The sequence below is a fragment of the Longicatena sp. 210702-DFI.1.196 genome (genome assembly GCF_020563125.1).
GTDB classification, from domain to species: domain Bacteria; phylum Bacillota_I; class Bacilli_A; order Erysipelotrichales; family Erysipelotrichaceae; genus Longicatena; species Longicatena caecimuris.
The window spans coordinates 17,797-31,809 of record NZ_JAJCPX010000022.1; the positions used below are offsets into that span (position 1 = coordinate 17,797).

The following is a 14,013-nucleotide window of genomic DNA, read 5'->3' on the forward strand; positions in this document are numbered from 1 at the left end:
CTGACAAGATTTATTTGTTTTTTCATATACTATACAACAGGAGGAATGCGTATATGGTTGAAGTCAAAAGTATTACGGTAGGACAGTATCATTTCGCAGGTATTTATATCAATCTGCCTCAATATCCGATTCATTTTATCATTTCTACACATACGATCTTAGCACAGGATAATTTCTCCATGGACTATTTTGAACGTTTAAATCGTCCGGTAGCCGTACTTTTATGTCGCTATACCTTTGGCTTTGCCGGCATTTTAGATAGTGAGATTATGTCCATGAATCACATAGCGAAGGAAAAAGGCGTTACCATCGGCATGAAAGCGAAAGATGCGGTGATTCTTTGTGAAGAAGGTAAGGATCAAACGATATAAAAAAGGGAAACTTTTACTTCTTTTTATCGTTCTTCTATTGATCATTTTTCAAATGATAACAGCTTTTCACCATACCTTTGAACCTCAGCTACAGGCGATTGCCAAGCAGCATACCGGTTTTGCTATCAATAATATCGTGAAAGAGGTATTAAGTGATATGGAATATAAAAGTGAAGATCTATTGCGCGTGGAACGTAATAGCGCAAATCAGATTACAAGTGTAGAGTATGATTCGGCAAAACTAAATGCGCTATTGTACTCCGCTTTAAATACAATTGATGAATCATTATTGGCAGCGCAGGATGGAAAAAAAGACCCGACAACGAAAGAGGTCTTTTATGAAGATGGAATCTTATATGAAGTACCGATCGGTTATTTTACGAAAACTTATTTGTTTTATGATAAAGGACCGAAGGTTAAGATACGTATGAAGATGCTCAACGATGTCACCGGAGAAATCAAAACAGAGGCAAAGCCTTATGGTATCAATAATACGATGATTAAGATTTCTCTTGTCATTCATGTGGATGCGCAAGTCATCACGTTTTTAAGTGTGAGTGAATATAAGACGAAAATGGAACTTCCCATCGTCATTCAAGTGGTAAATGGAGACATACCGGAAATTACACCGTATGCGCTTACAAATAATTGATATTTTATTCACAAAATGTAAAAAAGTGTTGGATATCCAACATGTTTTATAAAAATAAGAGTGTTATCATAGAACTGGTTAAAAGAGAGCTGGTGCGATTATGAATGCCGAACAGACAAAATCCCTAACCTTCTACGGTCGTCAAGAATTTGCGATGATTCCTATTCTCCTTTATGTGATTTTAGGAGGAGCTATCATGATAGGATTTCAGTATTATTCTATGAAAGTGCTGATCTTTGCGGCCATCGTTTCCATCTTTATTGGTTATTTGTTTTGCCGTAAGAAAAAGGAATATTGGAATGCCATCGTACGAGGATTAGCACAGTATGGAAATGCTCGGCTCATTCTGATTTTTATGGTTATTGGTATCTTTTCTAAGGTGCTAGTGACAGGAGGCATCGGCGGTGGTTTTATCTGGGCCAGTTTGCATTTAGATTTGCATGGTGGTGCCTTTGTGGTCTTTTGTTTCCTTGGCTGCAGCATTATTTCAATGGGCGCAGGTGCACCGATTGCGGCGTTATTAGCGGTAGTACCGATCTTTTATCCAGCCGGTATTATGCTAGGGGCTCATCCTGCTGTTCTATTGGGGGCAATGATGAGTGGCATCTTCTTTGGCGATGCTTTATCCCCAAGTTCGCAGGTCATCCATACGACCATTGCTTCGCAACACGATGCCCATACCCAAAAGAGTGCGGATTTAATCGAAACGATGAAAGAACGTTTGCCTTATATCCTTTTCGCCGGTATTGTTTCCATGATTCTCTTTTATTTCTTAGGCAGTGATACAAGTGCGGTAGAGCATGTAGCAGAATTAAGCAAGCTTTCTAATCATTCAGGCTTATGGATGCTGCTGCCCATCGTTGTCTTATTGCTAATTTGTTTTAAGACAAGTGATTTATTCATGGGAGTGAGTGGCGGTATCCTTACCGGTATCGTCATTGGTTTAGCAACCGGCATTTTTCAAATGTCGGATATCTTCTTCATTGATACGACGACCCAACAGCTGCATGGGGTATTCTTCGATGGTATTACCAACGTAACGGATATCATCCTATCTACCATTTTGCTATATGGTTTGATTCAGATAGCAGTTGAAGGCGGCATGATGCAGAAATGTTGTGACTTTTTGCTAAGTCGTAAGATGATTCAAAAGCCGGCAGGAGCAGAAGGCATTATCGCAATCGGTGTAGGTGTGGTAAATGTCTTACTGGCAGGCTGCGTCTTACCTTCAATCATCATGTTTAAAGATGTGGCAGATACGGTCGGTCAAAAGGCCGAGATTCCTGCCAGTCGAAGAAGCATACTCTTAACTGCGATGGCAACCAATGTGACTGCCATTGTCCCAATCAATTCCGCCTTTGTCATGGGTGCCGTAACGGTCGTTGCGGAAATGACAGCGAAAAATCCAATGCTGCCGAATGTTACACCATGGCAAATCTTTATATCGTCATATTACTGTTTGTTGTTAACACTTGTCTGTATCGCCTGGGTCGTACTTGGTCTGGGCAGACATAGAGAAAAAGTGAAACATAGCTTGCATATGCAAAGGAGTGGTGAAAGATGAGTGAAATGTATGATGTTGTCATTATCGGTGGCGGCCCTGCCGGATTAGCAGCTGCTATCTATGCAGGCCGCGCACAGCGCAAGACATTGCTGATTGAAAAAGGCAGCTATGGTGGAAGAATCAATGACACCAGAGAGATTCGTAACTATCCGGGCACAATTTCTGATAGTGGTGCCGGATTGATGGAAAAATTCAAGGAACATGCACGCAGCTATGCAACAAATGAATTCAAACGTACAACGGTTACCGGCGTTGAAAAAGCAGCGGATGGAAGCTTTGTGATCCATACCAAACGTCGTGGAGATTTCTTAGCACAGTGCGTGTTATTAGATACCGGCACAAAACCAAGAATCTTAGGTATTCCCGGTGAAGTTGAATTTGCCGGACATGGTGTTGCCTATTGTGCAACCTGTGATGCAGAATTCTTTAAAGGCAAAGAAATTTATGTGTTGGGTGCCGGAGATCAGGCAATTGAAGAAGCCGATTATCTGACAAACTTTGCAAGTAAAGTTACCATTATCGTCTTACATGAAGAAGGACATCTTGATTGTAATGAAGTCGCAGCAGAAATCGCCTTCCATAATCCAAAGATTCACTTCGTTTGGAATTCTACCTTACAAGAAATTAAGGGGAAAGAGGAAGTAGAAAGTTTAGTCATCAAGAATGTTGTCACCAATGAAAGTAAGGAAGTAAAAGCCGATGGTATTTTCTTCTTTGTCGGTATGGTACCGCAAACGGAATTTGTAAAGGACTTGGTTGCCTGTGATAAGAAAGGGTATATCAAGGTAAATGAAAAGAAAGAAACCAATGTACCTGGTATTTATGCAATTGGGGATTGTACCCAAACTTTCTTACGACAGGTTGTAACTTCGGCCGCCGATGGTGCGATTGCGGCAACGGCCAGTGAGCGCTATGTGAAAGAAAAGAAACAGATTGATGCAATCCTAACACCAGACAGTGGTAAAGTAGCCTTTCTGTTCTACAATCCATATGATAGTGCTCAAATTGATGTTCTTACGAAGATGGAAGAAAAGCTTGGTGAAACTTATCATGTCATACGTCAGGATATCACACGCCAAAGCTTATTGTATGAACGCTTGCAAATGCACAATGTACCAGCAGCCGCTTATTATGAAAACGGCCAAGTAGAACGCATCGAAGAATCTTTATAAAGAAAATAGAAAAATGGCTCATACAGCGAAGAATGCTGATGAATAAAAGAAAGAATGGAGGAATGAGTTATGGGACAGCCAAGTGTTTTCCCTCATGGAGTTACTGTTTATGATCCAAAAAAATGTTGGAGTGGGTATACGATCGTACCGTTGATCAATGATGGTGTCTTGTTGTTTGATATGAATGGAAATGAAATCCGTCGTTGGAATATGCATGCCATGCCACCAAAATTATTACCAGGAGGTTATGTGATTGGCCTTTCCGGTTACCGTCATCCAGACTATGGTATGCAGGATGGTGTTAACCTGATTGAGATTGATTATGATGGAAATATCGTATGGGAATTTGATAAATTTGAAGAAATCAATGACCCGGGCAGAGATCATCGCTGGATGGCACGTCAACATCACGATTATCAAAGAGAAGGAAATCCTGTCGGCTATTATGTGCCAGGCATGGATGCCAAACCATTAGAAGGGAATACACTGATTCTCGTACATCAAACAGTGCATAATCCTAAAATCTCAGATAAAAAGCTATTGGATGACTGTATGATCGAAGTCGATTGGGAAGGTAATATCTTATGGAAATGGTCAATTACCGATCACTTTGATGAATTAGGCTTTGATGAAGCAGCCTTAAATATCCTTTCCAGAGATCCGAATATGCGTTCATCTGATGGCGGTGTCGGTGATTATTTGCATGTGAATTGCATGAGTTATCTTGGACCTAATAAATGGTACGATCAAGGAGATCAGCGCTTTAAACCAAACAATATCATCTTTGATTGCCGTGAAGCTAACATTTTAGCAATCTTAGATAAGGAAAGTGGTAAGATTGTTTGGCGCATCGGTCCTGATTTCAACGCAACACCGGAATTGAAAAAATTAGGTTGGATTATTGGACAACATCACTTCCACATGATTCCCAAAGGACTTCCTGGTGAAGGCAACTTGTTAGTATTTGACAATGGTGGTTGGGGCGGCTATGGCGTTCCTAATCCAGGCTCTAAAAACGGAACGAAAAATGCGCTGCGCGATTATAGCCGTGTATTAGAATTCAATCCAATCACATTGGAAGTTGTTTGGAAATTGACACCAAAAGAACTCGGTCATGCCATTCCTACCGATGCTAGTAAATTTTACAGTCCTTATGTATCCAGTGCCCAGCGTTTGCCAAATGGAAATACCCTAGTGACAGAAGGCAGCGATGGTCGTATAATAGAAGTAACGGCAGAGCATGAGATTGTTTGGGAATGGATTTCACCATATTATACACATAATGAAACCGGACCAAAGAATAATATGATCTATCGTGCATATCGTTATCCATATAGCTATGTACCACAAGAACCGACACCACAGGAAGTTGTGATTCCTAAAATTGATAATATTACCTATCGTGTACCAAATGCCGGTGTCTTTGGTGCTAAGAAGATTATTGATGTAGAGGGAACTTTACCTTATTATCAGGATGTAGCTCTTTGTGTTGCGACCGATGATGAAGAAGACATGAGCAAGCGTGAAAAAGTATTTAGCGTAGATACGGATTTATTTGAACCGGTAAACAGCTTTGCGGATTGGAATGAAAAAGTATTAAAGGTAAATGATAAACCAGTGCTTGTCTTGTTTGGTGCTGAACGTTGTGTTCATTGTAAAGCGTTACATCCGGTATTAGAGGAAGCTTTGCAGGATGAATTTAACAGTAGTTTCCATATCCGCTATGTCAATGTGGATGAAAATAAGGACATTGTGGATGCATGTCATGTACAGGGTATTCCTGTTGTGGCAATCTATCGTCATGGAAAAGAAGTACAACGCTTTAATGGAGAACGGGATTACGATGATGTCTGTGATTTCTTAGATCAGGCATTTGCATAAAACTACATGAGGCAGGAGGTAGACTTCCTTGGAAAACCGTATATCGCAACAGACACCTTTCGCATATCGCTGTTTACATCATCCCGTATATGGGAAGGCCTTTCGTTATCAGTGTTATAAAACAGCAGAAATCATTCATCCAACAGGAACACCGATTGAAGAATTTGGGATTGTGGTGGATGGTATCTTAAAGGCAAATCTGTATACCGTAAATGGCTGTGAATTGTGTAGTGCTTACTTTGAAGATTGTGATGTGTTTCCCGAATTTCTCTACTTCACTGGTAAAAAAGTATATACGTATACATTGGCAGCGGTTAAGAAAACAGAAGTTGCATGGATAGCGACTTCTGTTTTTGAGCGTATGTTACAGGATGATTCCGAAATGATGTATTCCTTTATGCTCTATATCTCAAAACGTGGATTAAAGAATCAGATGTTGCTAAATTGCTTGAATTATCAGACAATTCAAGAGCGTGTCGCGTATTGGCTGATTGGCATGAATAATCTTTCGCAAAATGAACACATTCCTTTGCCAAAGTCACAAACGATGTGGGCAAATACCTTGCGCGTTTCACGTTCTTCTCTGAACCAAGAAATCAAGCGTATGGAAGCTTTAGGATATTTTCGCATTGATGGACATAATCTGGTGTTATTAAATCAAAAAGCATTGGAAGATTTACTATAGCCATAAGAGGATATGCATGTAGGATAAACGATAATGAAAAAGCATAAAAAGAAACGATTGGTTCTTTTTATATGGTAAAGATGTTTTCCTATTATGAAATGTTTATGTGTAAAGGGATGGTATTGAAAAAGAAGATTACTAGCTATTGTTCAATTATACAATAGTTGCAACCTTCTTTTTTCTTTTTATTTATGATGAGCAAAGCTCTTTACAAGGATAGTGTTTTTATTTTTGAGCATCGATAAACTTACGGATATTGCTGGCATTGGCATATGCCTGATAGTCCTGCTCATCGGCAACAATCAAGGTTGGAGCTAACATGACCTTATATTGTTTTGTCAGCTTCTGATTCTCTTCAGCATCAATTTTTTCATAAGGAATGCCTGCTTGCTCTAACCATGTGGTAGCAATCTTGCAATTTGGACATGTCTTTGTGGTAAAGAGCATGACTTTTTTAGATTGTACCTCTGGTTTTTTCACTTCCTCATCTTTGTGAGGGGCGAACACATCTCTTCCTTTTAAGACGCTGTGGCCGATATCATATTCCTTACGTTCTTTATATTCCTGGGATTTACCTTCATTCCAGTTCTGGATTGGTCGATAGTACCCTGTGATACGGCTCCATACTTCGGTCTTAGCACCACAGTGAGGGCAAGTGTATTGTTCACCGGTGATGTAGCCATGGTTTGGACAGATGGAATACGTAGGGGATAAAGTATAATATGGCAGTTTGTAGTTTGCGGCAATGGTGCGTACCAAAGATGCAGCTGCTTTCCAATCTGGAAGTTTCTCGCCTAAGAAGGCATGAAATACTGTTCCTGATGTATATAATGTTTGCAATTCATCCTGTACATCCAAAGCATCAAAGATATCTTCCGTAAAGCCTACCGGCAAGTGTGAACTATTGGTATAGTAAGGGCTATTGCCTTCTTCTGTTGCGGTAATGATATCTGGATAATGTGCTTTATCATGTTTTGCAAGACGATAGGTCGTTGATTCAGCAGGTGTTGCTTCCAAGTTGTATAGATCACCATATTCTTCCTGATAGATCACCAGACGTTCACGCATATGATTTAAAACTTCTTTTGCGAATTCCTGTGTTTCTTTATGGGTCAGATCTTTTCGCAGCCAGTTGGCATTTAAGCCGACCTCATTCATACCAATCAAACCAATGGTTGAGAAATGGTTCTCAAAAGTGCCTAAATAACGTTTTGTATAAGGATACAGACCTTCATCTAATAATTTGGTTATAACCGTACGTTTTGTTTTCAAAGAACGTGCGCTGATATCCATTAAATGATCTAAGCGATTATAGAATTCTTCTTTGTTCTTAGCTAAATAGGCGATTCTAGGTAGGTTGATCGTTACAACACCAACAGAACCTGTGCTCTCTCCACTACCGAAGAATCCACCAGATTTTCTTCGTAATTCACGCAGATCCAGACGCAGACGGCAGCACATGCTACGTACATCGCTTGGTTCCATATCACTATTTACATAATTAGAGAAATAAGGAGTACCATACTTCGCTGTCATTTCAAATAATAAACGATTGTTTTCGGTATCTGACCAATCAAAATCAGAGGTGATAGAATAGGTTGGGATTGGATACTGGAAACCACGTCCGTTTGCATCACCTTCCAGCATGACTTCAATAAAGGCTTTATTGATCATGTCCATCTCTTTTTTACAATCCTTATATTTAAAGTCTACCTCTTTGCCGCCTATGATACAGTTCATTTCAGCCAGATCATTTGGAACGGTCCAGTCTAAGGTGACATTAGAGAAAGGTGCCTGTGTGCCCCAACGGCTAGGGGTATTAACACCATAAATGAAGGATTCCACACACTTCTTTACCTGATCATAATCAAGGTTATCAACTTTTACAAATGGCGCTAAATACGTATCAAAGGAAGAAAAGGCTTGTGCACCTGCCCATTCATTTTGCATGATGCCTAAAAAGTTTACCATCTGGTTACAAAGCGTTGCTAAATGAGAAGCCGGTTTTGAGGTAATCTTGCCAACCACACCGCCAAGACCTTCCTGAATCAATTGTTTTAATGACCAACCGGCACAATAACCGGTTAACATGCTTAAATCATGGATGTGCAGATCACCATTCTTGTGAGCATTAGCAATTTCATCATCGTAGATTTCAGAAAGCCAATAGTTAGCAGTAATGGCACCACTGTTATTTAAGATCAAACCGCCTACGGAATAGGTGACCGTCGAATTTTCTTTAACACGCCAATCGGTTGCTTTTACATAGCTGTCAACTAAGTCTTTATAATCTAAGATCGTCGAACGCATATTACGGATCTTTTCACGCTGTTTACGATACAGGATATAAGATTTTGCGACATCGGCATAATCTGCCTGAATCAATACATCCTCTACACTGTCCTGAATGTCTTCGACATGAATGCGTTCCTCTTTGATTTTTGGCTCAAAATCACTGGTGACGCGCAATGCCAACATATCAATAACACTTGGATGATATTGGCGCTGGACAGATTCAAATGCCTGGGTGATGGCTATGGTAATCTTGGCGATATCGAAATCGGTAACCTTTCCATCTCTTTTAATTACTTTGTACATAATTTTCTTCCTTTCCTTTACAAGCCTCTAAGCTGTGTATTTGCAATATATGGAATAACAGCTTCTTGTAACTGTTTCATGGTTTGGGCATCGTAAGCGTGTAGCCCTTTTTGAATTACTCGTTCACTATCGACGAAGCCTTGCAGATAATACGCTCTGGCATCCTTGAGCCATTTTCCGATTTCCTGCACATCGGCTAAGGTATGAAGCTCTTTTACAATTGTTGTCCGAAATTCATAAGGAATGTGATCTTCCATTAAATATGCGGCACTTTCTATGATCGGTGTCACATCAAAATTGTGAATGCCGGTTGTTTCAGGATAACGCTTTAGACAATTTTTAATGTCCATTGCGACATAGTCAATCAGTTTTTTCTCGACGAGTTCTTTTAAACGCTTTGGATAACTGCCGTTTGTATCTAGCTTTATTTGGTAACCTAATTCTTTGATGGTTCTTAAAAAAGATTCTAAGGTATCATTTAATAAAGGCTCACCACCGGTAATACAGACACCCTCTAAGACACTGCGGCGCTTTTTTAAAAAAGCGATAATATCTTTGGTAGGTATTTGCGAGGTATTCTCATTCAAGAAGACCAAATCGGCATTTTGACAAAACGGGCAGCGCATATTACAGCCACCGGTGAAAATCGTGCTTGCCATCTTCTGCGGATAATCCAACAGAGTCAATTTCTGCAAGCCAAAGAGCTTAATTTCTTTTTCATCTTCCATGGCATCATACTGCTTAGCTTTTTCAGTTAAAGCATCTAGCAAAGCTTCTGTATTCGCGCATTCGCTCGCACTCATGTCGCGAGTCAAGCGTTCCCACCATTCTCGTCGAATGAGATAAATCTTTGAAATGATGTCTTTTGTACGATCGGTTGTATAGAGCAAGCGCACTCTTTTATCTGTCGTACTGGCACAAGATCGAACATAGCCGGCATCCTCTAATTTACCAATACTTTTGGTAATGGTACCTTTATCAAAACATCCTCTCACTGCCAGTTCCTGCATGCTGATTCCTTCATTTTCATAAATCAGAATCAGAAAAGGAAGCTGTCCGGCATTGATATCATAATCACTTAACTGTTTATCATAATATTTTTGCCCACAACGATAAAGAATGGAAATATTCATTAATAAATAATTGTTGCTTTCCATGTCATCACTCCAAATGGTTGACTATTCAACTATTTGTATGATAACACAGCTTTTTTGTAACTTCAACCGTTTGGACCATGTAAATTATGAAAGTGTAGTAAACGTTTTCATTTGTAATACTATTATCGTTGGTTGTCTAATGTTATAATGATACACACTGTTTTTGTGTGTAAACCTGTGCTTTCTATCAGAATGTGCTATGATAATAGACAAAAGACGAAAGAAGGATAAAATCATGATGGGTGTGTTTTTAGCTGGGATGGGATTGTTGGTGTGCCTTGTGAGTTATCTGCAATTGCGATGGATACATCAACAAATACAAGGCTTTTTTTATCGGTGCCTGCAAGTGTTGTTAGTGAGTGGTGATGGTATTTTATTTTATCGCTTCAGCAATCAATTTTATCGTTTGCAGCAAGAATCTTTACGTGCATGGATCCTACTTATATCAACAATTGTGCTGGTATGGTTCATACTATTTGCCCTCATGCAGGGGATTGCCTTTTTGTTAGAAAAAAGAAGGGCTTATAAGTTATCTTTGCGATATATTCTAGGAGGATGTATTCTTTTTACTGCATTGTTTGTGTATATCGGTTATCGGCAGGCAGCACCGCTTGTCTTGCGTAGCTATAGTGTAACTGCGAAAATGAACATAGTGAAAGATCTGCAGTTTTATTTACTTAGTGATTTGCATTTAGGAAGTGGAGTGGACAAGCAACGTATGGATCAAATGTTTGCGATGTTAGAAAAGCAGCCAATGGATGCTTTGTTAGTGGCAGGAGATCTCTTTGACGAAGCAACGCCAATTACTGACTTACAGTATTTTTGTATGAAATGTCGTAATGCTTCCTTTCATGATAAAATTTATTATAGTCCCGGCAATCATGAATTGCTGAGTAAGAATCGTAAAGCATATGAAACCCTCTTGAAACAAAGTGGCATTCATATCCTGAAAGATGAAACAGCCTTCGTAGATCATCGGTTTTATGTGATTGGACGCAAGGACAAAAAGGAAAGACGTATGGAGCTTGCCACCTTTATAAAATCCTGTCAAGCAGACAAGCCAATTATCGTTATCGATCATCGACCATGCTTTGATGATGTCCATGCGATAGATTTACAAGTCAGCGGGCATACGCATCAGGGACAGATCTTTCCTAATACTCTCTTTACAAAGTTGGCATATCCTTATGATTATGGAACTTATCAAAAGCCATATCCGATGATTGTCAGCAGCGGAGCAGGTACTTGGGGCTTGCCAATACGTATAGGAACAACCTCTGAAATTGTTAAAATAACGCTTAAGGGGCAGTAGCTTAGGCAATGTTATTGAAATTTGCCCAAATGCCAAAGATTTTTGCTAGTGTTTTTTTAGCACAATCGCTATAATAGAACCACACAAAACGTAGAAAGGGGTATTCGATGTTAAAAGATAAGTTAATTGCATTGCGTAAAAAAAGTGGTTATAGTCAGCAAGAGCTAGCCGATTTGCTTTCTTTAACAAGACAAACCATATCGAACTGGGAAAATGGGCAAAGTGCACCGACTTTTGATAAAGCTATCGAATTAGCGGCTATCTATCATATTTCTTTAGACGATCTTGCGGATAACCAATTAGAGATACTAGCTCAAGAAAAAACAAAGAAGGATTTGCATGTGTTACAGGCTTTACAGGGAAAGACGGTTATTTTAGATTGTGAGGATTTTGATTACATGCTGAATTCCTATAACGAGAAAGCAAAGGTGCTGGAGGTTACGAAGGAATGGATACGAGTGGCTTATACAAGAGGAAAAAGCAATACTTTTTTCAAAAAAGAAACATTGATAAAACTTATTGATACAAGGGCTATCCATGGCTTTATGATCGTGGAGGAAGCAGCATGACAATATTTTTATTGCTAATCATCCTTGTGTTATTGTGCTATCTTATGAAAACAGTGACACATGGGGAAAAGGAAAAACAGACTGTAAAAGATCAACCATCATTAAATTATCAAGCCATATTGCCGCAATATCTTAAGAAGAATTGCTCGATCATCTTAAAAAAACCACTGGCATCACTAGATGCGATGTATAGCATTGAAGGTGTTTTATGTGATTTAGATGATGAATGGTTGTTAATAGAAACCATGACAAAACGAAAAACAATCGTGCGCATGCTGCGTATTGATACTATACAAAGTATCAAAGAAATCATAGATTAAACAAGAGTTGCACATAAAAAACAAGCGATGGCATGCCTATCTTACAGGAGGAAGTAGTATGATAAGAAAAATGGAAGCTATGGACCATGACGTTGTTATGGATATTTGGCTACATGGCAATCTAACAGCGCATTCCTTTCTATCACCTACCTATTGGAAAAAACAGTATGCGATGGTTTCTCAAGCCATACAAGAAGCAGAGGTATATGTATATGAGGAGAATGGTGCTGTTGTAGGGTTTGCCGGATTACAGGATACGTATGTTGCGGGTATCTTTGTAAATGAAGCAATGCAAAATAGGGGCATTGGAAAGAAGTTAATGGATGAATTAAAAAAACACAAAACAATTTTACAATTGCATGTATATGAAAAGAATGAAAAAGCATTGCGTTTTTATCAAAGGGAACACTTTGCTATTTTAGCAAAAGAAAACGATGCAGAAACGAATGCTCAGGTATATCACTTGATGTGGAAAGCATAAAAAAACCATGCAAGCATATGAAAAATGATGTTTGTCTGCATGGTATAGGAAGCATAAAGCAAACGACTTTATGCTTTTTTTTGAAATGGTAAAACATAAAAAAAGCCTTTTTGCAAAGGCTAGTTCGTATGTTGGTGGGGAAGGCGGGACTTGAACCCGCACGGGATTAACTCCCAACGGATTTTAAGTCCGTTGCGTCTGCCTATTTCGCCACTACCCCAAGTAATGGAGGTTCCGATCGGACTTGAACCGATGATCACAGAGTTGCAGTCTATTGCCTTACCACTTGGCTACGGAACCTTATATTTATTTTTGATTGCCCCACATCATCGGTGCTATAACATTATATAATAAAATACAAAAAATGCAAGCAGAAATTTAAAAAAAATTTAATTTTTTTCATGAGAAAATAAATAGATGTGCAAAAATAAATCCATAGCTCCTTTTATGATGGAGGAGTTATGGATGTTAGCAAGAACTAGTAGAGAAAGGCAACTTCCGTTTTTACCCAATCTTACTTTACCATCTGTATGTGAAAGATAAACTTATGAAAATTGATTATCTAATGGATAGCAGACGGTAGGATCAATATACAGATAATTTACATAATGATAGCGTATTTTTGGATGACCATCGTGAAATATCTTATAGAATGCATAATAATCACTGATATTCAAATCATCCTCTAGATAATCAGACGCATGAAAAATCATCGAGAGTTTTAATTGTTTGACTACCTTTGCGAAATAAGCGGTCATATGTTTTACATCAGAAAAGGTTTGTTCATTATAAGCGACTCCCATATCTTTTTGAATAGTATCCATATGTAAATACACGGTATTGGTGATGGAAAGCTCAAAGAATTGTTGAATCACTTCACGTATGCGATTGATCTCTTCTTGCTTATCGTATTGATTTAATGGCCGCAACTGTTGGGGGTTTTGCGAAAGCGGTAAGGTCAAAGATGTTGGAATAAGGTACATATCCATAGAATCATCTTCCTGCATACTGGCTACCATGATATAAGGAAGATGCTTTCCGGTGATGAGGATGTTCTGCGTATCTTTTGCGTGTACAGGTGTTAAGATAAATAAAAATAACACCATGAGAAAGACTGTATAAATTTTTTTCATAGGATTACCCTCCTTCTAAGGTTAGTATGTATGCTACGATGGTCTTCATGCAAAAGTAGATAAGGGATTTTTCTTATCACGAATCTCAATCTGAAGGCATTCGCTATGAGCTTGCTAT

At 39.0% G+C, this 14,013-nt stretch carries 13 protein-coding genes and 2 tRNA genes; 10 read left to right on the forward strand and 5 right to left on the reverse strand.

Translation table 11 applies throughout. The features are described from left to right. Positions 1-53 precede the first annotated feature (53 nt). The 6 genes from LI241_RS10020 to LI241_RS10045 all read left to right on the forward strand — a co-directional run bounded on the left by LI241_RS10020 (position 54) and on the right by LI241_RS10045 (position 6,325). The gene (locus LI241_RS10020; RefSeq protein WP_008689236.1) at positions 54-371 is read left to right on the forward strand and encodes a hypothetical protein; all 318 of its coding nucleotides are present in this window, start codon (positions 54-56) and stop codon (positions 369-371) included. Further along, a complete protein-coding gene (gene yunB / locus LI241_RS10025) occupies positions 343-1,023 on the forward strand; it encodes a sporulation protein YunB (RefSeq protein WP_017144610.1) in 681 nt (226 codons plus the stop codon). The genes LI241_RS10020 and yunB overlap by 29 nt, the downstream gene beginning before the upstream one ends. A 100-nt stretch (positions 1,024-1,123) precedes the next feature. Then, positions 1,124-2,587 (forward strand): membrane protein, encoded by a 1,464-nt coding sequence (locus tag LI241_RS10030; protein WP_008689232.1) that lies wholly within the window; start codon positions 1,124-1,126, stop codon positions 2,585-2,587. Further along, positions 2,584-3,759 (forward strand): NAD(P)/FAD-dependent oxidoreductase, encoded by a 1,176-nt coding sequence (locus tag LI241_RS10035; protein WP_008689230.1) that lies wholly within the window; start codon positions 2,584-2,586, stop codon positions 3,757-3,759. The genes LI241_RS10030 and LI241_RS10035 overlap by 4 nt, the downstream gene beginning before the upstream one ends. Positions 3,760-3,828: 69 nt before the next feature. Then, positions 3,829-5,640, forward strand: coding sequence for an aryl-sulfate sulfotransferase (locus LI241_RS10040; protein ID WP_008689228.1), 1,812 nt, complete (start codon positions 3,829-3,831; stop codon positions 5,638-5,640). Between the two features lie 28 nt (positions 5,641-5,668). Next, complete coding sequence (locus tag LI241_RS10045; protein WP_008689226.1) at positions 5,669-6,325, forward strand: Crp/Fnr family transcriptional regulator; 657 nt, start codon at positions 5,669-5,671, stop codon at positions 6,323-6,325. Between the two features lie 225 nt (positions 6,326-6,550). Here the strand turns inward: LI241_RS10045 and LI241_RS10050 are convergent, their stop codons facing one another. Both LI241_RS10050 and LI241_RS10055 read right to left on the reverse strand, forming a co-directional pair. Next, entirely contained in the window at positions 6,551-8,923 is a 2,373-nt protein-coding gene (locus LI241_RS10050) for a ribonucleoside triphosphate reductase (RefSeq protein ID WP_008689225.1), read from the reverse strand. A gap of 17 nt (positions 8,924-8,940) precedes the next feature. Continuing rightward, the gene (locus tag LI241_RS10055) at positions 8,941-10,080 is read right to left on the reverse strand and encodes an anaerobic ribonucleoside-triphosphate reductase activating protein (protein WP_008689224.1); all 1,140 of its coding nucleotides are present in this window, start codon (positions 10,078-10,080) and stop codon (positions 8,941-8,943) included. Between the two features lie 235 nt (positions 10,081-10,315). Here LI241_RS10055 and LI241_RS10060 point away from each other — a divergent pair, with 235 nt between their 5' ends. From LI241_RS10060 to LI241_RS10075, 4 genes are all read left to right on the forward strand, one after another. Next, a complete protein-coding gene (locus LI241_RS10060) occupies positions 10,316-11,392 on the forward strand; it encodes a metallophosphoesterase (RefSeq protein ID WP_008689222.1) in 1,077 nt (358 codons plus the stop codon). Between the two features lie 107 nt (positions 11,393-11,499). Further along, entirely contained in the window at positions 11,500-11,961 is a 462-nt protein-coding gene (locus tag LI241_RS10065; protein ID WP_008689221.1) for a helix-turn-helix transcriptional regulator, read from the forward strand. Further along, a complete protein-coding gene (locus tag LI241_RS10070; protein WP_008689218.1) occupies positions 11,958-12,281 on the forward strand; it encodes a hypothetical protein in 324 nt (107 codons plus the stop codon). Before LI241_RS10065 ends, LI241_RS10070 begins: the two co-directional genes overlap by 4 nt. Positions 12,282-12,339: 58 nt before the next feature. Further along, positions 12,340-12,762, forward strand: coding sequence for a GNAT family N-acetyltransferase (locus LI241_RS10075; protein WP_008689217.1), 423 nt, complete (start codon positions 12,340-12,342; stop codon positions 12,760-12,762). A gap of 132 nt (positions 12,763-12,894) precedes the next feature. On the opposite strand, the gene LI241_RS10080 is transcribed toward LI241_RS10075, so the two are convergent. From LI241_RS10080 to LI241_RS10090, 3 genes are all read right to left on the reverse strand, one after another. Beyond that, positions 12,895-12,982 (reverse strand) — tRNA-Leu (locus LI241_RS10080). Between the two features lie 6 nt (positions 12,983-12,988). Then, positions 12,989-13,062 (reverse strand) — tRNA-Cys (locus tag LI241_RS10085). Between the two features lie 245 nt (positions 13,063-13,307). Beyond that, entirely contained in the window at positions 13,308-13,895 is a 588-nt protein-coding gene (locus LI241_RS10090; protein WP_008689215.1) for a hypothetical protein, read from the reverse strand. Between the last annotated feature and the right edge of the window lie 118 nt (positions 13,896-14,013).

What these genes read in the sequence shown, in the direction of transcription:
- LI241_RS10020 (WP_008689236.1), top strand. Translation starts at nt 54, where the DNA reads ATGGTTGAAGTCAAAAGTATTACGGTAGGACAGTATCATTTCGCAGGT.
- LI241_RS10030 (WP_008689232.1), top strand. Translation starts at nt 1,124, where the DNA reads ATGAATGCCGAACAGACAAAATCCCTAACCTTCTACGGTCGTCAAGAA.
- LI241_RS10035 (WP_008689230.1), top strand. Translation starts at nt 2,584, where the DNA reads ATGAGTGAAATGTATGATGTTGTCATTATCGGTGGCGGCCCTGCCGGA.
- LI241_RS10040 (WP_008689228.1), top strand. Translation starts at nt 3,829, where the DNA reads ATGGGACAGCCAAGTGTTTTCCCTCATGGAGTTACTGTTTATGATCCA.
- LI241_RS10050 (WP_008689225.1), bottom strand. Translation starts at nt 8,923, where the DNA reads ATGTACAAAGTAATTAAAAGAGATGGAAAGGTTACCGATTTCGATATC.
- LI241_RS10055 (WP_008689224.1), bottom strand. Translation starts at nt 10,080, where the DNA reads ATGGAAAGCAACAATTATTTATTAATGAATATTTCCATTCTTTATCGT.
- LI241_RS10060 (WP_008689222.1), top strand. Translation starts at nt 10,316, where the DNA reads ATGATGGGTGTGTTTTTAGCTGGGATGGGATTGTTGGTGTGCCTTGTG.
- LI241_RS10065 (WP_008689221.1), top strand. Translation starts at nt 11,500, where the DNA reads ATGTTAAAAGATAAGTTAATTGCATTGCGTAAAAAAAGTGGTTATAGT.
- LI241_RS10070 (WP_008689218.1), top strand. Translation starts at nt 11,958, where the DNA reads ATGACAATATTTTTATTGCTAATCATCCTTGTGTTATTGTGCTATCTT.
- LI241_RS10075 (WP_008689217.1), top strand. Translation starts at nt 12,340, where the DNA reads ATGATAAGAAAAATGGAAGCTATGGACCATGACGTTGTTATGGATATT.
- LI241_RS10090 (WP_008689215.1), bottom strand. Translation starts at nt 13,895, where the DNA reads ATGAAAAAAATTTATACAGTCTTTCTCATGGTGTTATTTTTATTTATC.